Raw genomic sequence first — 19,565 nt, forward strand, 5'->3', positions numbered from 1 at the left:
GGTATCAGGTTTCATGTTCAGGCGTTCCTCGGCTTCTTGAGCTCTGCCCAGGCTGCGTAGGTGCTGAGAAAGACTCGCCCCGTGAGGTCGTCAAGAAAGTCCGATCGTTTCAGGCGATCCATGACAGGACCTTTGACCTCAGCCAGATGCAGAGTGACTCGTGAGTCCTTCAGGCGCGCATTAATGGCATCCAGGCTTTCCAGAGCAGAGGCATCAATGAGGTTGACCGCAGAGCAGATCAATACCACATCGGTGAGTTCGGGACGTTGTGCCACCAGGGCGTACAGGGTGTCTTCCAGATAACGGGCGTTGGCGAAATAGAGGCTCTCGTCGATGCGCAGCAAGGCCAGGTGGCTGGCGGTCTCGACTTGATGGCGAGTGACCGAACGAAAATGTTCGCTGCCGGGAATGCGTCCGACAATGGCGCTGTGAGGACGGCTGGTGCGATACAGGAACAGTCCGATGGACAAGACGACACCGACAATGATGCCTGCTTCGACACCTTCCGTCAGCGTCAGTGCCATGGTGGCGGCGAGAGCCGAGAAATCACTGCGAGAATAGCGCCATGTCTGTCGAATCAGGGGGATGTCGACCAGCGTCAGAATGGCAACCGTGATGGTAGCTGCCAGGGTGGCAATGGGCAGATGCTCAAGCAGTGGTGTCAGGAACAGGGTGATGATGCCGATACCAATGGTGGCGAAGATGCCGGCAAAAGGGGTCTGAGCGCCTGACTCCTGGTTGATCACTGTGCGTGAGAGTCCTCCGGACACTGGCATGCCGCTGGTAATGGCAGCGGCAATATTGGCGCCTCCGAGTCCGATCAGCTCCTGGTTGGGTGATATGCGTTCGCGGCGTCTGGCGGCCAGCATCTGGGCCATGGAAATCGACTCGACGAAGCCCACGATACTGATCAACAGAGCGGGAATGAGCAGGGCATGCCATATGCTGGTATCGAGCAGGGGAAAGCTCAGGCCTGGCAAACCGGACGGTACTTGCCCCACGGTAGCCACTCCGCTGGCCGCCAGGTCAAAGTGCCAACTGATCCATGTGGCCACCACGACGGCAATCACCGGGCCGGCACGAACGAAAAGGGCGGCGATGGCATCCGGGAGCAACAGTGCTTTCAGGACACGCAGGCCGTACAGGCGAACAAGATAGAGGAAGATCAGGCTGCTGATCCCGACACTCGCCGTAGGCCAGTGAAAGCTGTCCAGGTGGCGTAACAGGCTGCCTGTCAGCTCAAGGCCGTTATAGCCACTGGCCTGCATGCCGAGAAGGTTGGTCAACTGGGTCAGAGCGATCAGCAGGCCGGAAGCAGATAAAAAACCACCGATCACCGGGTGACTCAGGAAGTTGGCGAAGAAGCCAAGGCGCAGAAAACCCATGGCGGCCAGCATCAAGCCAGAAATCAGTGATAGCACCAGAGCCGCTTGTAGGTACTCTTCGCTGCCCGGTGCCGCCACTCGCGAAAGCGCAGCGCCAGTCATCAAGGCAATGATGGCCACGGGACCCACCGCGAGGGTGCGACTGGTTCCGAATAGAGCATAAATGACGACGGGCAGCAGACTGGCATATAGCCCGACCACGGCAGGCAAGCCGGCAAGAATGGCATAACCCAGGGACTGTGGAATCACCATGACCGTGACGATGAGCCCGGCAAGGAGGTCAGCGCCACATAGACGCCGATTGTAGTGAGGTAACCAGGCGAGGATCGGCAGGTAGCGCTTGATCATTCCGAAGGCAGTTCCTTGGCTTATAAGATTATGTCGTTATGACATTTCCAGATTAACGCAAACGCGTTCCCTGGTAGAGAGGGTGCAGGCGAAAAGTTCGCCCTGTGAAACCTGTCATGCCACCAATGTTCATTTGGGCTAAGTGCAGCGCAAGTGATCGAGAAAACGTCGGTCAAGGTGGCGCTTGAGCCGGCTGGCGAGTCGCCCGCCCCACCACCAGTGGCCATAGAGGGCGAGTCCTTCGCCGCCTCCCAGGTTGAGAATCGACAGCGCCCGTGGCTGCGGCTGATAGTGGCGTAGTGATGAACCCTGCAGATTGGCGAGCAGGTTATGGAGCAGGATCGGCCCCTGGCGTACACCGTAAACACCAAGGCGCGGCAATGCATGACCTTCCATTGCTGCGCAGTCGCCAGTGGCGAAAATGCGAGGATGATCAATGACCGTCAGGTCGGCATGGATACGAAGGCCACGGTCTCTCACTGGCAAGCCAATGTCGAGAGTAGTTGCAGAGGGCCTGAGCCCTGTGGCAAGAACGCGATGGTCGACATGCTGCTCGCTGCTACATATTCCGGTTATCTCAATGTCTCGTCGAGCCAGGCGTTCCGCCAACCAGCTCTGCGCACTTCGGGGAATATCTGGCATTAATCCCTCGGAAGTTTCGGCTGCTTGGTGGATGAGGCGGATGGTCAGGTGACGCTTGTTGACCCCTAGGCGCTTGCCCAGTGTTCGCAAGGCGCAGGCAATTTCCACGCCACTGGCACCCGCTCCCACCACCTCCACCGAGAGAGACTGCCCCTGGTTGAGCTGGCAAGTGATGCGGCGCTTGAGCCTGAGCAGTTGGGGAATCGGCTTGACTGGCCACAGTTCTGGCCCTTCACCCGTTTGAGGCAAGCTGGCTGAGGCAGAGCCAAGGTTGAGGCTCAAGAGGTCATAACGCAGCTTCTGCCCATTGCCGAGCGTGATGGTCTGTGCGGGATCATCAAGCACCACCATGCGTTGGCGCAGCAGGGTGACGCCCTGCCGTCGACAAAGACTCGCAGGGTCCAGGCGATCATCCCCCGGAGACACCTCGTCAGCCAGCATGGAGCTGGCCAGACCTGAATACCAGAAGGCACCTGGCTCCACCAGAGTGAGCCTGGTATTGCGCAATTTCTCTGCCTGGTCCAGCAGGTGCAAGTGGGCATGTCCTGCCCCGACCAGCACAATATGAGGGAGAGTCACCTGTGCTCCTTACGCTGAGGCCGCTCTGGAGGGGCGCTTCCAGGAGGAAAGACTATAGAGAGCAAGGCTCACCCAGATCAGCGCGAAAGTGGTGAGCTGTTCCATCTGCAGAGGTTCGCCGAATACCCAGATGGCAATCAGGAACTGCAGCGTGGGGTTGATGTACATGAGGAAGCCCAGGGTTCCCAGGGGCAGGCGTCGGGCTGCACCGGCGAAGGCCAGTAGTGGCACAGCGGTAATGATGCCACTGGCGATCAACAGCATGCTGGTGTGGGTTCCGGAGAAGAAGTGAGACAGCTCCTGATGGCTCAACCACACCAATCCTATTCCGGCCAGGGGAAGCAACAGCAGGGTTTCGACGAAGAGCCCGGATAATCCATCGAGCTTGACCTGCTTACGCAGTAGCCCGTAGACGCCAAAGGAAATGGCCAGTGCCAGGCTGATCCAGGGCAAGTGGCCGAGTTGAATCAACTGTAGCAGGATGGCAGTGCCGGCAAGAGCAATGGCAATAAGTTGGAAGCGGTTGATGCGTTCTTTCAGTACCAGCATGCCAAGTGCGACATTGACCAGAGGCGTCATGAAGTACCCCAGACTGGCCTGCAGGACATGACGGGTTTCGACAGCGTAGATGTACAAGCCCCAGTTCACGCCGATCAGGATGGCGCAACCAAGGACACGCCATAGCCCGGAGGGGTGTGCAAATGCAGCCATGACGTGATGCCAGCGTCGGAGCACACTGATCACCAGGATGAGAAAAAGGCATGACCAGAGAATTCGATGAAGCAGGATTTCCAGTGCTGGCACACCATCGAACATCGCGAAGAACAATGGAAAGCATCCCCACATGCCGTAGGCCAGCAAGCCATACATGACTCCCTGACGCGATGCCAAGCGCTGTGTCATTCCTTTTCCCCCATGCGAAAAGCATAAGGTAACATAATCAGTAGGTGCCTAAGTAAACATGTGCTTCAGTCAATGATGCTGATGGCAGCGTCCAGGGCCAGGGTACGGTAACCTAGTAACGAGTAAGCAGAGTACTGGCTTCATACACCATCAGACGAGCCTATCCATGTCTCAGTTGCAAACGATGTCTCAGTTGCGAACTACCCTGGTGCAGTGTGACCTGCGCTGGGAAGACCCTGCCGCCAATTGCCGTCAGCTTGAAGACAAGCTGGCTGACCTGAGCTTTGCCGATACTGACCTGATCGTACTACCGGAAATGTTCGCCACGGGTTTTACCATGAATTCCCGGGAAATGGCCGAGCCCATGGAAAGCAGTCTGGCGGTGGACTGGCTCAAGCGTCAGGCCATGCAACGTGGCTGTGTCGTGACGGGCAGTGTGGCAATTCAGGAGCAGGGTGACTACTTCAACCGCCTGGTGTGGGCACGACCAGATGGAGAACTGATCTGGTATGACAAACGCCACCTGTTTCGCATGGCCGGTGAGCATGAGCGTTATGCCATGGGAGAGCAGCGTGTCATCGTCGAGCTCAATGGCTTCAGAATCCTGTTGAGTGTCTGCTATGACCTGCGCTTTCCGGTATGGCTGCGCCAGCAGCCCGCCGCCGGAGAGCATTTCGAGTATGACGCCATCTTGTGCGTGGCCAATTGGCCTGCTCCCAGGCGGCATCCCTGGCGTACGCTGTTGCAAGCCAGGGCAATCGAGAACCTGTGTGCAGTTATCGGCGTCAATCGTGTCGGCCAGGATGCCAACGGGCTCGATTATGCCGGGGACTCCATGCTGGTCGATGCCAAGGGAGTGGTGCTTGTCGACCAGCCGGAAGGCCAGCCCTTTATTCAGACAGCTGTGCTGGATGGCGAGGAGCTGCGTCAGTTTCGCGACAAGTTTCCCGCCTGGCGTGATGCTGATCACTTTTCACTCAGTTGCGGAGTAGGTTACTGATGCGTCTTGATCGCTTTCTGGCGGAAACCACGGATCTGACACGCAGCCTGGCCAAGAGAGCATTATCCAACGGAGAAGTTCAGGTCAACGGTGAAGCCGAGAAACGCCCGGCTCGCCACATCAGTGAAGACGACACGGTTGCCTGGATGGGCGAGCCCCTTGCCCTGGTCGGGCTGCGTTATGTGATGCTGCACAAACCCTTGAATGTGGAATGTACCGCACGCAGAGGCTTGTATCCGCGTGCGATGGATCTCATCGATCTTCCCAAGGCTGAACGTTTGCAGCCGGTGGGACGCCTGGATGTGGGCACCACCGGCCTGTTGCTGCTCAGTGACGATGGCCAGTGGTCCCACCGGGTGACATCGCCGCGTCATCGTTGTGCCAAGGTCTATCGCGCTCAGCTTGCACATCCGCTGGAAGGTCAGGCTGCGCTGGATGCTGTAGAGGCCTTTGCCAACGGCGTGTTGCTGGAAGGCGAAGACACACCGACGCGCCCTGCTGAACTCGTCTGCCTTTCTGCCCAGGAAGTCCTGCTGACGGTACACGAAGGTCGCTACCACCAGGTGCGTCGCATGTTTGCCGCCATTGGCAACCATGTAGAGGCATTGCACCGGGAATCCATTGGTGAGCTCAAGCTGGATCCGCAGCTGGCACCGGGCGAGTGGCGAGAACTGACCGAAGAGGAAGTGGCTCTGTTCTGACGGAATCATTCCGCCATGGTGATGCGAGCGCGACCGGATTGCTTGGCACGGTACAAGGCATTGTCAGCGATTTCCAGCAGGGTATAGGGGTCAGAAGTGTTGCTGGGAAAGCTGGCAATGCCACAGGATAGCGATACCGTGCCCAGTGGCTGGTGAGCATGCTCGAAGTTGGCATTCGCCAGTACTTGCGTCATCTGATCGATGCGCCTGTGTGCATCGTTGGCTTGAGCATGTGGCAATAGGACGACGAACTCCTCACCGCCCAGTCGACATACCACATCATTGTCGCGAAAACTTGCTGCCAGAAGCTGTGCGACACCACATAGCACGGCATCACCCGCAGAGTGGCCAAAACGATCATTGAACTGTTTGAAATGGTCAATATCCACGATCGCGAGGCTCAAGGGCGTCTGGTTTCGCAATGCCGTCGACGCCTCATGCAGCATCAGTTCCTCGAAGTACCGCCGGTTGAGAAGGCCTGTCAGGCCATCACGATAGGACAGCGCGGCGAGCTTTTCCTGAAGGGCAATGCTGGATAACACCAGCGTTACTCGGGTGATGCCGGTTTCGACAATACGTCGAACCCGTTCATGATACTCGGAATCTTGAGGCAGACGAGTGTTTGGCTCCAATAGCAGGACGCCGAGGCGTAGGGCATCCTGTTAGGGGCGCGGAATATCCACTGGAAACAGCCAGGATGGAGGTCGATTGTCAGTGCCGCTCAATGGAAATGATGGGAGGGTGGCTGGGACCTGATAATCCTTGGGCCAATGATGTGTGAGGCTCAGCAGCGGCTCATCAGCACTCTGTCGATAGAATGCCCCGCGTAGAGGGCTTGTCAGGTCAGGTAGAGCGTCCATGATCATTTCCAATGCATGCTCCAGGACAGCGGTTCCTTGCAAGTCATCGATCAGGTCGGCGAGTGCCTGGCTCTTGCTGTGTTCCAGGGTGATGAGTGATGCACGCTGGTGCTCTCGCTTCACATGACTTTTCAGCTCGCTAGTGCGTTCGGCGACTTCACTTTCCAGAAAACGGTTGAGGTGGTTAAGTTCGCGCTGAGTCTGGGTGTAATGGCGTAGGGAGATGATGACCATGGAGAGGGTGAAGGCCAGGGCCCCAAAATGGACGGGCACCTCGAACCAGCCAATGATGCTATGGGCGACCGCCATGTCCAGGACCAGGATGAAGACGAAGGCAGCATAGCTTGCTAGCACCAGGTGCTGGTGAATGCTGAAAGTATGACGTTGGCGCAGTACCAGCAAGGCCATCAGGAGAGTTGAAATCAGCAGCAGAACATCAAACGTGGGAAAGGTCGAGGCCAAGGAAATCATTCCCGTCAATGACATGCTGAGAGAGATGATGAGATAGGTCAGCAGGGCCAGCCAGATGAGGCGCAAGAAACGGGTGCGAACTTGAGGAAACCAATGCTCCAGGATCAAGCCCATGGCGATGGGGAGTGAAAAATAGGTGGCGGCAGCCAGATAGTTCCATAGTAAAGGAATATCCAGCAACAGTTTGCGCGTGTCGTTCTCGGCCAGCAACATGATGCCGATTGCCAAGGAAAAGAAGCCGACACTACCCAAACGCCATTGTCGAGGAGGCGTCACGACCAGCAAGCTAGCGAGAGAACCGACAATCAAGCAGAAAGTGGCGACAATCAATCCTTCCCAGGAAGTGGATAGCATCATGGGCAGCACAGCACTTTCATCCATGATGGCGACTTTCCCCCACAGTCCGATATCCGAGTAATCGGAGTGGATCCGCAAATAGAGAATCTTGGTTCCTAAGGCGTCGGCTCCTGTTACATCGAACAGTGGGATAGCATGCCAGCTCCAGCCAGCAAACTGCACTTGACCGTTTGCGTCCAGAGAGCCGTACTGAAACACTTTCTGGCTGTCGATATAGGCTTCGCCGATCAGGTCGATGCTGGAGACGAACAGGACAGGGCGGTGCCATTTCCCGGCAGGTAGCTGGTGTCGCATCCATAGCGTCTCGTTACCGTGCCGTTGCGGAGGGTTGGCAGTACCGGACATGGGTAGCCAACCAGATGTGCCAGCCGGCTCAGCGGCCCACAGGAAATGCCCGTTGGCATCCTGAGGCGAGTCTCCCCAGCGATATTCCCAACCGTTGCGGAGGGACGTTTCAGTGGCCAGGGCCGCCTGAGGGAAATACCAGATCCCAAGGGTCAGCCACAGTATTGCTGGTAACCCAAGCCGATGGCGCTTGCGGGTCATGATGGATACCGGCGCGAAGAAATTCTCCGCCAGTATAGAAGATGATGGTTCCGAGGAGTGGCTTGCCTTCTCTATTTGCCGATGTGTTTGCAAGTTGGCTTGTCAGTGAGACATCTTCTTGCCTGCATTCTGCAGGCAGTTGCCGGAGTCGATGAGATATCAGAGAAGATGCCCCAAGAAACTGCTGCGATCAAAGGGGCCCACTAGACAGCAATTTCCTTCGCCAGGCTGGAGGCAGCAATCAGGGCCCTGGTGTAGGCACTCTGTGGTGTAGAAAGCACCTTGTCGCAGTCGCCTTGTTCGATCACCTTGCCGTCTTTCAGGACCACGACACGATGGGCCATGGCACGTATCACCGCCAAGTCATGGCTGATGAACAGGTAACTGAGACCACGGCGGCGCTGTAGTTCACGCAGTAGAATGACCAGCTGCTTCTGGATGGTGCGATCCAGGGCTGAGGTCGGTTCGTCAAGAACGATCAGACGTGGTTCAAGAATGATGGCTCGGGCGATGGCGATGCGTTGACGCTGGCCCCCGGAAAATTCATGGGGATAGCGCTGGCTGACATCTTCGGGCAAGCCCACTTCATGCAGAGTGTCACGGACGCGTCGGCCGATCTCTGCTTCATGCAACTCAGGCTGATGAAAACGCAGTCCTTCACTGATGATGTCAGCAACCGGCATGCGAGGCGACAGGGAGCCATATGGGTCCTGAAACACCACCTGCAATTGACGTCGCTGTTGCCGCAAGAGGTTACCTCTGAGCTGATCGAGGCGAGTGCCATCGAAGTTGATTTCTCCTTTGCTGGTTATCAGGCGCAGTAGCGCGAGTGCCAGCGTGGTCTTGCCTGACCCGGATTCACCGACAATACCGAGCGTTTCGCCGGGAGCCACACTAAGGTCGATGGGGGACAGGGCTTCGAAGGCCGGAGGTCGACGTTGGAACAGGCGCTTAGGGCGCTGGAATTGTACGCCAAGGGACTTGGCTATCAGCAACGGTGCCGAGCCCTTGATGGCGGAGGGACGGCCTCCGGGCTCTGCGCCGAGCAACTCTTTGGTGTACGCGCTCTGGGGTGAGTGGAAGACATCGGCCACCGGACCTGACTCTTGCACGATGCCGTGCTGCAGAACGCACACGCGGTCGGCATGACGACGTACCAGATTGAGGTCATGGGTGATGAACAGTATTCCCATGCCATGATGGTCTTGAAGCTCCCTGAGTAGTGCCAGGATTTCCTGCTGCACCGTGACATCCAATGCCGTGGTTGGCTCATCAGCGACCAGCAGTTCTGGCTGGTTGGCGATCGCCATGGCAATCATGACGCGTTGGCGCTGCCCACCGGAAAGCTGATGAGGCCAGGCATCCAACAGCTCTTGAGGACGGGGCAGTCGGACCTGCTCAAGCAGCTCCTGACAGCGGTGACGGGCTGCCTTGCCATGCAATCCCTGGTGTAGGCGCAAGGTTTCACCCAATTGGCGGCCAATGGTATGCAGGGGGTTGAGTGATGTCATCGGCTCTTGAAACACAAAACCGATGCGGTTGCCCAGAAGTGCCTGCCATTGACGCGGTTTCAGCATGGAGAGATCGGTATCTCCCAGACGCCTGGTGCCTGTTACCCTGGCGTTGGCTGGCAGCAGGTTGAGGGCGCCCAGAGCGGATACTGACTTGCCAGAACCGGATTCTCCCACCAATGCCAAGGTCTCGCCTCGGTCCACGCTCAGAGACATGTCCTTCACCACGAGCTGATCGTCGAAAGAGATGGATAGCTGATCAAGGGTGAGCAAGGGCTCAGCGGACATGGCTATCACCTCCTTTGGCAATTTGCTGTGCATGGTCTGATGCTGTTGAGTCTGGAGGTATCTGGGTTGGGTCCTGATGCACATGGCGAGGATCGAAAGCGTCTCGTATCCCTTCACCAATGAATACCAGCAAGGACAGCATGACTCCCAAGGTGGCAAAGGCAGTGATCCCCAGCCAGGGAGCCTGAAGATTGTTCTTTCCCTGGGCGACCAGTTCCCCAAGAGAAGGAGAACCAGGCGGCAATCCGAAGCCAAGAAAGTCCAGGGCAGTCAGTGTGGTGATGGCGCCGGTGAACAGAAAGGGGACGAATGTCAGTGTGGCCACCATGGCATTCGGTAGCACATGGCGCCACATGATCAGCCTGGATGGCAGGCCCATGGCCTTGGCGGCGCGCACATATTCCAGATTGCGCGCGCGCAGGAATTCGGCACGCACGATGTCCACCAGACCAAGCCAGGAAAACAGCAACATGATGCCGAGCAGCCACCAGATATTGGGCTGTACCAGGCTGGCGAGAATGATCAGCAGGAACAGGACCGGTAGCCCGGACCATATCTCGATGAAGCGCTGGCCGATGAGATCGATCTTGCCACCAAAGTATCCCTGGACACCGCCAGCCATGACGCCAAGGATCAGTGAGCCTGCTGTCAGTGCCAAGGCAAAGATCATGGAAATACGGAAGCCATAGATGACACGGGCAAGTACATCGCGACCTTGATCATCGGTACCCAGCCAATGAGTGCCGTCGGGTGGTGAAGGCGCGGGATGATCCAGGTGCATGTCCAGCGTGTCATAGGAGAAGGGTATCAACGGCCATAGTGCCCAGCCATGCTCTTCAATGGCTTCACGGGTGAAGTCATCGCGATAATCCGCCGGTGTAGGCAGGAAGCCGCCAAACTCGGTATCAGAGTATTCCTGCAGCAGAGGGAAATACCATTGTTGCTGGTAATGGATGACCAGCGGCTTGTCGTTGGCGACCAGCTCAGCCCCCAGGCTGATGGCGAACAGAATGGCGAACAACCACAATGACCACCAGGCTCGGCGCTGTTGGCGAAAGACATTCATGCGTCGGCGGGTAATGGGTGACAGCCTTGAGCGTGTGAACAGCCTTGAGCGTGTGGGCAGCCCGGAATCCGAGCTTCGTGAAAATATCGCCATGCTCAGGACTCCCTCGATGCAAAATCAATGCGGGGATCAACCCATACATAGGTCAGATCCGAGATCAGCTTCAACACCAGTCCGATCAGAGTGTAGAGATAGAGGGTGCCGAAGATCACGGGGTAGTCCCGCTGCATGACGGCTTCGAAGCCGAGCAGGCCAAGGCCATTGAGGGAGAAGATCACCTCGATCAGCAATGAGCCAGTAAAGAAGATGCCGACAAGCGCTGAGGGCAGCCCGGCGATGATGAGCAACATCGCATTGCGGAACACGTGAGCATAGAGAATGCGTTGCTCACTTGCGCCCTTGGCACGGGCAGTGAGCACGTATTGGCGATGAATCTCGTCGAGAAAGCTGTTCTTGGTCAGCATGGTCAAGGTAGCGAAGCTGCCAATGGTGGAAGCCGTAACGGGCAGCACGATATGCCATAGATAGTCCTTCACCTTGCCCCATGCCGACAGGTCGGCAAAGTCTGGCGAGGTCAGTCCGCGCAGAGGGAAGACCTGCCAATAGCTGCCCCCGGCAAACAGCACGATCAGCAGAATGGCGAAGAGAAAGCCGGGAATGGCATAACCGCCAATGACCAGCCCCGACGTCCACACATCAAAAGGGCTGCCGTGTCGCAATGCCTTGCGAATGCCCAGGGGGATGGATATCAGGTAGACCAGCAAGGTTGTCCATAGCCCCAGGGATATCGACACTGGAAGGCGTTCCAGCATCAGGGTGGTGACCTTTTCGCCGCGGAAGAAACTTTCCCCGAAGTCAAAGGTGGCGTAGTTCACCACCATATCGAAGAAACGTTCGTAGGCCGGTTTGTCGAACCCGAACTGCACTTCCAGGTGCTTGATGTACTCTTCCGGTATGCCTCGGCTTCCACGCGAGGTTTCTCCGGCGGAGCCGGCAACCGTGTCAGCGCCGCTTTGGAGACGAGTGCTGGCGTCAACCGAAAGCCCTTCATAACGCGCCAATATCTGGTCGATGGGGCCGCCGGGAGCGGCCTGGACGATGACGAAATTGAGCAGCATGATCCCCAGCAGTGTGGGAATCATCAGCAGCAGGCGGCGCAGGATATAGGCGGCCACATGGTATCCTTATGCGTTGCTGATAGCGGCAATGATCAACGGTTATTGATGGCCTTGGCTTTGTCAGGGTCGACCCACCAGACACTCAGGTCCAGATTGTACTGCGGGAAAGGTTCTGGCCAGTCAAACTTGTCCCAGATAGCGACACGAGTGGCAGGAAGGTGGTACATGGGAACCACATAGAACCCCCAACGCAGCACGCGATCCAGGGCTTGGGCCGCCGTATCCAGGCTTTCCCGTGTATCGGCGGCATTGATGGCATCCACCAAAGCGTCAATGACAGGGTCCTGCAAGCCGATTAGATTGCGGCTCTGGGGTCTGTCTGCATATTCACTGCCCCAGTATTCACGTTGTTCGTTGCCCGGATTGAGTGATTGGGGAAAGCCCCCGACGACCATGTCGAAATCAAAGCTTCGCAGCCGGTTGAGATACTGGTTGACGTCGACGATGCGCAGATTGCCCTTGATCCCGAGGCGAGCCAGATTGCGCAGCAAGGGTTGAGCGACGCGTTCGAATTGCGCGTTGTAGAGCAGGATCTCGATGTTCAAGGGGCTGCCACTATCGGCATTGACCATGGTGCCGTCCTTGAACGTGTAGCCAGCTTGCTGCAGTAGCTCCAGCGCCTTGGCCAGGCGTTTACGCAGCCCTTCGGGTTCGGCAATGGGCAGCGCTTCATCGAACACCTGTGAAGGCAACTTTTCGCGCCAAGGCTCGAGCAGGGCCAGTTCCTCCGGTGAAGGCAGGCCGGTGGCCTCCATTTCTGAATTCTCGAAGTAGCTGTCGGTGCTGGTGTAGGCGTCGTAGAACAGATTCTTGTTGAGCCAGGGGAAGTCGAAAGCCAGGTTGATGGCCTCGCGTACCCGCACGTCCTGAAACTTGTTGCGTCGCAGGTTCATCACATAGGCCTGCATGCCCGCTGGCTGGCCGTCTGGAATCATCAGCTTCTTGACCAGCCCCTGCTCCATGGCTGGGAAGTCGTAGGCGGTGGCCCAGTTGGAAGCACTGGTTTCTACCCGGATATCGATATTGCCGGCCTTGAAGGCCTCCAGGGCAACCGTCTGGTCACGGTAATAATCGTAGATCTGGCGATCGATGTTGTGACGCCCACGATTGAGGGGAAGATCCTTGCCCCAATAGTTCTCGACGCGCTGATAGACGATACGCTTGCCAGGATCGACCTGGGCAATCCGATAAGGGCCAGAACCCAGCAGGGCATCGCGGGTAACCGCCTCGAAATTGCGGCCTTCCCAGAAATGCTTGGGCAATATCTGCATCTGGCCCAGGATCAGTGGCAGTTCACGGGATTTGGTATCTCCCAGGTCGAAGTGCACGGTGTCTTCGTCAACGGCGACGGCCTTGGTGACATCGTGATAATAGGCCCGATAGAAGGGAGCGCCTTTGGTGACCAGAGTCTCGAAGGAGAACACGACATCTTCGGCAGTGACTGGCTCGCCATCATTGAAGCGGGCCTCCGGACGCAAGTCGAATTCCACCCAGCGGCGTTGGGGGTCGAGGCGGATACCTTCAGCCAGCAGGCCATACATGGTGAACGGCTCATCGGCACTTGATTCAAGCAATGTATCGTAGATTTGCATCGACCCAGCTGCGGGGGTGCCTCGTACGATGAAAGGGTTGGTCGAATCGAAGCTACCCTGGGCAGCGCTGATCATGCTGCCGCCCTTGGGTGCTTCCGGATTGACGTAGGGCAGGTGATCGTAATCGGCAGGAAGTGCCGGATCACCGTAGAGCGCAAGGGCGTGAACCGTTGGAACTTCAGCTGGTTCAGCCGCCTGGAGCAGGGCAGGCCAGGAACTCATCAGGCCCAGCATACCGATACCTGCACTCAGGCAAACACCAGTCACCGTGAATCGCATGCAGCCACATCCTTTTAAGCAGGTGATTCGTCGACGTTCAGGAAGATAGTCGCCAGATGATCTTCGCTGAACGTCTGCTGTCAACTACCGGAAAGTGTCAGTTGCTGTCCTGGTTGTAAAGCCTCTGGATTGGAGATGCCGTTCCAGCGAGCGAGATCGGTCATCGATAGGTCATGCTTCAGAGCAATCTTGGACAGAGTATCGCCATGCTGTACGACGTGCATGCCTGTTTGGCTGGTGTTGGCCGCAATGTTGATGGCCTCACGGCCAGAGGAGAGTGACGCGAGTCCTTCTCGAAGCGTAGCAGCCTTGTCAGCTGGCACCAGAAGTTGCTGGCTATGACTCGGATCAATGGTGCTCGATTTGAGCCCTGGGTTGAGTTCTGCCAACTCGCTAGTGGAGACGCCGGCCATGGTAGCGGCCTGTGCCAGGCTGATGGGGTTGGTCAGAGCGATCTTGGCGAAGGCGGCATTGCCATCGATCTCTGGCAAGGCGATACCATAATGCTCTGGGTCATTGATGATTTGGGAGATGGCCAGCAGCTTGGGAACATACGCCATGGTTTCCTTGGGCAAGCGCAGATCCCAGTAGCTACCTCCCAAGCCACGAGACTGGGCGGAACGACGTGCACGATTGACGTTGCCGGCACCTGCATTATAGGCCGCCAAGGACAACATCAGGTCGCCGTCGTACCATTCATCAGCCTGCATTTCGATGTAATCAAGAGCGGCTTTCGTGGACTTGACGACATCCACTCGCCCATCCCAGGCAGAATTGCGCTGCAGGCCAAGCGCATCGCCCGTTCTTGGCATGATCTGCCACAGGCCGGCTGCACCGAAGTGGCTACGTGCCTTGGGGTCGAAGGAGCTTTCCACAAAGGGAATCAGGGCGATTTCACCAGGCAGGCCACGTGCCTCGACCTGTTGTGTGATCCAGGCAATCCAAGGGCGGGCACGTTCTGTAATTTCAACAATGTTTTCAGGCTTGGAACGGTAATATTCGATCCATTCCTGCACCCGCGCATTCATGGCTTCATTCTGCCACTGAAAATCGTCACGCAGCTTGGTCCAGGCATCCTGTGATTCAAGCTGCAGTTCATCCCAGAAGCGGCGGGTGAGCTGCGATGACGCACTGTCGGCGATTGATGCAGGTGGTGTAAGGTTGGTCAACCCAAGCTGTCCACTTGTGGTCTGAGTGGATGCATAGCTACTGGCCAGGGCTCCCAGCGTCAAGGAACCTATCAGGGCCAGGCTGCTGGCGGCACCAAACAGTCGTCGTCGTGCAGTGTAAAACGTCATGCGTAAGGGGTCTCCTGGCCGCTGCCATGAGCAAATCGGCCTTGACTGAGTAATGGATATTGGGGACGCAGGCGCATTCGTGGGAAGGTCTTCAAAAACTGTCCTTCCAGGCGCGCAACGTGGCAAAAGTGGCGTCCTTGCTATCGGTTGACCCATGAGCCGAGGCAGCTTTCCTGACACCCGCATCATCACAACGTAAAAAAGGATTGATGCGTCGCTCGCGTTCCAATGTCGAGGGCAATGTCGGGCGGTCAAGCTCGCGTGCACGCTCACATTCCTGGAGAGCCTTGACCACGTCCTGATTGTCTGGGTCAGCGGCTTGTGCGAAGGCGAGATTGGCAAGCGTGTATTCGTGTGCGGCAAATACCAGGGTATCGGCAGGCATCTCGTTGAGCCGTTCCAGAGAGGCATTCATCTGCTCTGGCGTTCCTTCGAACAGCCGCCCGCAGCCAGCACTGAACATGGTGTCACCGCAGAACAGCAAGGCGGGGATTCCGGAGGTGAAGAAGGCCAGGTGATCCAGGGTATGTCCCGGTACGGCAATGACTTCAAAACGGCGACCCATGACACGAAACTCATCGCCGTCGGCGACACGTTCCTGAATGCCTGCAATACTGGGATTGTCGGGGCCAATGACACGTGGTGAATAACGTTTTATCAGTTCGGCCAACCCACCGGTATGGTCGTGGTGGTGGTGGGTGATAAGCACACAGCCCAGGGTAAGTTCCTCGCGTTCGAGCACCTCGATGACTGCTGCCGCATCACCAGGATCCACTACGCATACCTCTTGACTCGAGTCCTGGCGCAGCAGCCAGATATAGTTGTCGCTAAAGGCAGGGATCGGTGTCACGCTTAACATGGGTTGATGCATTCCTTGATGCGAGCGGCTCAGATTGAGTGGCCCCTGTCGGGGGCTCTGGCTCTCGCTGGTTATTCGATCACGGATTGTTCAATAAAAACGGTTCGCTAGGTTGACGTAATATGCTATGCAAAATCCGACACTGTGGGGGGTAGATGGCTATCATGTCAAATGCGCCAACACCGATTGACCTGGCGGAACTGATCTCCATGGGTCGCCAGTTCTGGGCCTCCGAGGGTGGTCGGGCGATCCGTCGGGCTGAACGAGCGTGTCTCGGTCCCATGACGGAGCGTTGGGCTGGCGTGCATGGCCTGGAGATGTCCCTGGGCGCGCCCATCGTGGATATGTCCACCATTCCCCACTTGATTCGATGGTCTCCGACCCGCGAGTGTGCGGAAAGTTCCTCCACGTTGGTGTGCCACCCTGATGCCTTGCCCTTGCCCAACGGCTGTCTTGACCTGGTGGTGCTGCATCATGTGCTTGAGGTGATGCCTGAGCCTCACCATGTGTTACAGGAGGCGGCCCGGGTGACGGCACCGGGGGGGCGCCTGATCATTGTGTCGTGGTCGCCGCTTTCGCCAGCAGGCATGGCGCGCTGCTTGCCTGGGCACAAGCAACGCTTGCCGGGCCAGGGGAGCTGGCGGCGGCCAGGCAGGTTGCGTGACTGGCTGGCATTTGTGGAGTTCGAGATCGAGCGGTTAGACTATTGCGGCTTTCATTTGCCCGGTATGACACCGCGTAATGCATTACTGGAAACCTTGGGGCGACGCCACAACTTGCCCATGGGAGATAGCTACATCATCCAGGCCCGTAGCCGTTCCCGGTTGGCTCGTCACCAACCCCAGAGACCCCTTTTCGGTGCAGTTGTCGGGGCGACACGGCTGGGCGGGGTGGGGCTGGATTCCCGCTCAAGAGATGCCGCTGCCCGTGCGAACCAGGGCAGCACTGCATCTGTTGCACATGAGGCTGCCAATGAGGATGTGGGCTGTCGTTGTTGCAAGTAGCGATCCATGACCAGGTGGCCAGCGAACCGACCGGGCAATTCACTCTGATATTCGGACTTCAAGGCGGCCCTTTTGACACAGGCTTCATCTTCACTTCCTAGCGTCATCATCTATACCGACGGCGGCTGCCGAGGTAACCCCGGGCCCGGTGGTTGGGGCGCTTTACTGCGTAGTGGCGAGCATGAAAAGACGCTCAAGGGGAGTGAAGCATCGACCACCAACAATCGAATGGAGCTGACTGCAGCGATCATGGCCTTGAAGGAGCTGAAGCGCCCCTGCAAGGTGATGCTGTGGACAGACTCACAGTATCTGCGTAAAGGAATCACAGAGTGGATTCACGGTTGGATCAAGAAGGGCTGGAAAACAGCTTCCAGGCAGCCGGTCAAGAATGCCGATCTGTGGCAACAGTTACTTGAACAGACCGAGCGCCATGAGATCGAATGGCACTGGATCAAGGGACATAGTGGTAACCCAGGGAATGAGACCGCCGATCGTTTGGCCAATGAAGCCATCGATGAATTGCTTGAAGGCGCCTGACATCTCTCTGTGTCTACGGAAAAAACTGGATAAATCAGTGGTTCCTTGGGGAGCCTAACGTTAGGAAAGAGTCCGAGATGCGTCAGATTGTACTGGATACCGAAACGACAGGTATCGAGACCCGTGATGGACACCGCCTGATCGAGATCGGGGCTGTAGAGGTGATTAACCGCCGCTTCACCGGAAACACCTATCACCAGTACATCAATCCAGAGCGGGAAATTGATGCTGAAGCGATAGAAGTCCATGGCATCACCAATGAACGTGTTGCCAACGAACCGGTTTTTGCCGAGGTCGCCCAGGAATTCTGGGATTTTATTCGCGGTGCGGAGCTGGTGATACATAACGCTCCCTTCGATGTCGGCTTCATCGACCATGAGTTCAATCTGCTCAAGGCCGTGCGGCCCGAGCTCGATCTTGGCCCTGTGCGTGAGCATTGTCGTGTCCTCGATACGCTGGTGATGGCACGCCAGATGCATCCTGGCCAGCGCAACAGTCTGGATGCACTATGCAAGCGCTACGACATCGACAATGGGCATCGTGTATTGCACGGCGCCTTGCTCGATGCCGAGATCCTTGCTGATGTCTACATGGCCATGACGGGTGGCCAGACTGCCTTGACCCTGGATGCAGGAGATGACGAGCAGCAGAAGGCAACGACTCCTGGAGAGTTCTCGGTGCGTCGCTTGTCGTTGCCGTCAGGACGGCTGAAAGTGGTACGCCCTGATGATGGAGAGCTCGCGGCGCACCTGGCCAAGCTTGAAGGCGTCAGGAAGCAGGCCGGGGAATGCCTGTGGGATAGCCTGCCAGAGCACTTCGGTGGGCTTGGAGTCAGTGCTGCCAATCAGGACGTCGAGTAATGCTGCGTCGCGAACTACCGTTGGGTGAGACAAGAGGACGTATTATTCGCTTTTCCCAGGGGCGTATTGCTCCTGGCGTGAATCGTACTCCTCTCATGGAAGAGAGTTTCTGGGGGGCTGAGGTTCAGCCTCTCTGCTGGTGGCATGATGAACCGGTAGGCCTGCTGATCGAAAATCAGCCTGATGATGACTGGCCGGATGGCCGTGCATGGCTGGCAGAGTTGCCAGAGTCCTGGTTTCCCCTGATATCCACGGTGCTGCAGGTGGCCGAGTGGTCACGCAACCATCGCTTCTGCGGGCGTTGTGGTGCCTCGACCCGAAGGGTGGATACCGAATTTGCCATGCATTGTGATAGCTGTGGTCATCGCAACTACCCTCGCATTTCCCCATGCATCATCACGCTGGTCACTCATGGGGAAGATCTTTTGCTGGCGCGGAGTCCGAGGTTTCCCCCTGGCAGATACTCGACCCTGGCAGGCTTCATCGAGCCGGGAGAGTCTGCTGAACAGGCCTTGCATCGAGAGGTCTACGAAGAAGTTGGCCTGACCATAGGGCGGATGCGTTATGTGCGCAGCCAGGCCTGGCCTTTTCCTCATTCATTGATGCTGGGGTATCTGGTGGAAGCGGCCAGCCGGCGGATCTGTATTGATGGTCATGAGATCGAGGATGCTGCCTGGTTCTCGCCGCGTCGCCTGCCACAATTGCCGCCTCCCTATTCGATTTCTCGAGAGTTGATCGAACTGCATCTGGCAGAGGTACGTGACGGTCGTTGAATGCAGGGCCAGACAAGACGAACCCCACTTTCTGGGTGGGGTTCGGGCTTGGTACAGCTGAAGCCAGGTCGGCGGAGGCTCAGGGAAATAGCTGGTTCAGTTTTGTTGCCAGCATGATATTGCCGGTGGCCTTGATCTTGCCGGTCATGAACGCTGTCATGCCATTGACATCACCGCTCATGAGACCTTTCAAGGTCTCGGTGCTCATCGACAGACTGACGGAAGGATCGTCATGTTCACCCTGCTGGATGTCGAGATCGCCATCCTGGATGCTGACGTAATAATCGTCGGTATCGCTGAAATGGAACTGGAACACTTCGCTGAGGCCTTTTGCGGCCTCGGGATCGAAGCGGTCGCGCAGGGTATCGAGAGTTTGTGACATTGTGCCTCCTGAGTCAGCAGTCAAGCCAGGATGTGGTGTGTTAGGGCTCTTGGGAGCCTATTTCAAACAAGTGTTTTAATCAAGCCTGGATGTTATTTCTCTGGTATCTGAGTCTACAGGCAAGTTGAATGGACAGATCACAGATA

General features: G+C 57.1%; 18 protein-coding genes. 6 read left to right on the forward strand and 12 right to left on the reverse strand.

Annotated features, from left to right (window positions below; translation table 11 throughout):
- Positions 1–17: 17 nt before the first annotated feature.
- From sulP to rarD, 3 genes are all read right to left on the reverse strand, one after another.
- Positions 18–1,733 carry a SulP family inorganic anion transporter gene (gene sulP, locus Q1K07_RS04605; protein ID WP_300308508.1) on the reverse strand — a complete coding sequence of 572 codons (1,716 nt, stop codon included), beginning with the start codon at positions 1,731–1,733 and terminating at the stop codon, positions 18–20.
- A 138-nt stretch (positions 1,734–1,871) separates the two neighbouring features.
- On the reverse strand, positions 1,872–2,954 hold the full coding sequence (locus Q1K07_RS04610; protein WP_300308511.1) for an FAD-dependent oxidoreductase: 1,083 nt from the start codon (positions 2,952–2,954) through the stop codon (positions 1,872–1,874).
- Positions 2,955–2,963: 9 nt separating this feature from the next.
- The gene (gene rarD / locus Q1K07_RS04615) at positions 2,964–3,857 is read right to left on the reverse strand and encodes an EamA family transporter RarD (protein ID WP_300308514.1); all 894 of its coding nucleotides are present in this window, start codon (positions 3,855–3,857) and stop codon (positions 2,964–2,966) included.
- A gap of 184 nt (positions 3,858–4,041) precedes the next feature.
- Here rarD and Q1K07_RS04620 point away from each other — a divergent pair, with 184 nt between their 5' ends.
- Together Q1K07_RS04620 and Q1K07_RS04625 are read left to right on the forward strand one after the other, a co-directional pair.
- Complete coding sequence (locus Q1K07_RS04620; protein WP_300308661.1) at positions 4,042–4,857, forward strand: amidohydrolase; 816 nt, start codon at positions 4,042–4,044, stop codon at positions 4,855–4,857.
- A complete protein-coding gene (locus Q1K07_RS04625) occupies positions 4,857–5,558 on the forward strand; it encodes a pseudouridine synthase (RefSeq protein ID WP_300308517.1) in 702 nt (233 codons plus the stop codon). Before Q1K07_RS04620 ends, Q1K07_RS04625 begins: the two co-directional genes overlap by 1 nt.
- A 5-nt stretch (positions 5,559–5,563) precedes the next feature.
- Here Q1K07_RS04625 and Q1K07_RS04630 read toward each other — a convergent pair whose 3' ends face one another.
- The 8 genes from Q1K07_RS04630 to gloB all read right to left on the reverse strand — a co-directional run bounded on the left by Q1K07_RS04630 (position 5,564) and on the right by gloB (position 15,863).
- Positions 5,564–6,190 carry a GGDEF domain-containing protein gene (locus tag Q1K07_RS04630; RefSeq protein WP_300308520.1) on the reverse strand — a complete coding sequence of 209 codons (627 nt, stop codon included), beginning with the start codon at positions 6,188–6,190 and terminating at the stop codon, positions 5,564–5,566.
- Between the two features lie 30 nt (positions 6,191–6,220).
- The gene (locus Q1K07_RS04635) at positions 6,221–7,792 is read right to left on the reverse strand and encodes a hypothetical protein (RefSeq protein ID WP_300308523.1); all 1,572 of its coding nucleotides are present in this window, start codon (positions 7,790–7,792) and stop codon (positions 6,221–6,223) included.
- Between the two features lie 203 nt (positions 7,793–7,995).
- The gene (locus Q1K07_RS04640) at positions 7,996–9,591 is read right to left on the reverse strand and encodes a dipeptide ABC transporter ATP-binding protein (protein ID WP_300308526.1); all 1,596 of its coding nucleotides are present in this window, start codon (positions 9,589–9,591) and stop codon (positions 7,996–7,998) included.
- Complete coding sequence (locus Q1K07_RS04645) at positions 9,581–10,750, reverse strand: ABC transporter permease (RefSeq protein ID WP_300308528.1); 1,170 nt, start codon at positions 10,748–10,750, stop codon at positions 9,581–9,583. Before Q1K07_RS04645 ends, Q1K07_RS04640 begins: the two co-directional genes overlap by 11 nt.
- Positions 10,751–10,752: 2 nt before the next feature.
- Positions 10,753–11,832, reverse strand: a complete 1,080-nt coding sequence (locus Q1K07_RS04650; RefSeq protein ID WP_300308531.1) for a microcin C ABC transporter permease YejB — start codon at positions 11,830–11,832, stop codon at positions 10,753–10,755.
- Positions 11,833–11,867: 35 nt separating this feature from the next.
- Positions 11,868–13,661 (reverse strand): extracellular solute-binding protein, encoded by a 1,794-nt coding sequence (locus tag Q1K07_RS04655; protein ID WP_300308663.1) that lies wholly within the window; start codon positions 13,659–13,661, stop codon positions 11,868–11,870.
- Between the two features lie 125 nt (positions 13,662–13,786).
- On the reverse strand, positions 13,787–15,004 hold the full coding sequence (locus tag Q1K07_RS04660; RefSeq protein WP_300308533.1) for a transglycosylase SLT domain-containing protein: 1,218 nt from the start codon (positions 15,002–15,004) through the stop codon (positions 13,787–13,789).
- A gap of 91 nt (positions 15,005–15,095) precedes the next feature.
- Positions 15,096–15,863: a hydroxyacylglutathione hydrolase gene (gene gloB, locus Q1K07_RS04665; RefSeq protein WP_300308536.1), complete on the reverse strand. Its 768-nt coding sequence runs from the start codon at positions 15,861–15,863 to the stop codon at positions 15,096–15,098.
- 155 nt (positions 15,864–16,018) lie between these two features.
- On the opposite strand from gloB, the gene Q1K07_RS04670 reads away from it, so the two are divergent.
- The 4 genes from Q1K07_RS04670 to nudC all read left to right on the forward strand — a co-directional run bounded on the left by Q1K07_RS04670 (position 16,019) and on the right by nudC (position 19,037).
- Positions 16,019–16,867 (forward strand): class I SAM-dependent methyltransferase, encoded by an 849-nt coding sequence (locus tag Q1K07_RS04670; RefSeq protein ID WP_300308538.1) that lies wholly within the window; start codon positions 16,019–16,021, stop codon positions 16,865–16,867.
- Positions 16,868–16,939: 72 nt separating this feature from the next.
- Positions 16,940–17,404 (forward strand): ribonuclease HI, encoded by a 465-nt coding sequence (gene rnhA, locus Q1K07_RS04675; protein ID WP_300308541.1) that lies wholly within the window; start codon positions 16,940–16,942, stop codon positions 17,402–17,404.
- 77 nt (positions 17,405–17,481) lie between these two features.
- Positions 17,482–18,264: a DNA polymerase III subunit epsilon gene (gene dnaQ / locus Q1K07_RS04680; protein ID WP_300308544.1), complete on the forward strand. Its 783-nt coding sequence runs from the start codon at positions 17,482–17,484 to the stop codon at positions 18,262–18,264.
- Positions 18,264–19,037 (forward strand): NAD(+) diphosphatase, encoded by a 774-nt coding sequence (gene nudC / locus Q1K07_RS04685; RefSeq protein WP_300308547.1) that lies wholly within the window; start codon positions 18,264–18,266, stop codon positions 19,035–19,037. Before dnaQ ends, nudC begins: the two co-directional genes overlap by 1 nt.
- Before the next feature lie 79 nt (positions 19,038–19,116).
- Here the strand turns inward: nudC and Q1K07_RS04690 are convergent, their stop codons facing one another.
- Positions 19,117–19,419, reverse strand: coding sequence for an SCP2 sterol-binding domain-containing protein (locus tag Q1K07_RS04690; RefSeq protein WP_300308550.1), 303 nt, complete (start codon positions 19,417–19,419; stop codon positions 19,117–19,119).
- Positions 19,420–19,565 lie beyond the last annotated feature (146 nt).

The sequence above is a fragment of the Halomonas sp. genome (genome assembly GCF_029263665.1).
GTDB lineage: Bacteria > Pseudomonadota > Gammaproteobacteria > Pseudomonadales > Halomonadaceae > Halomonas.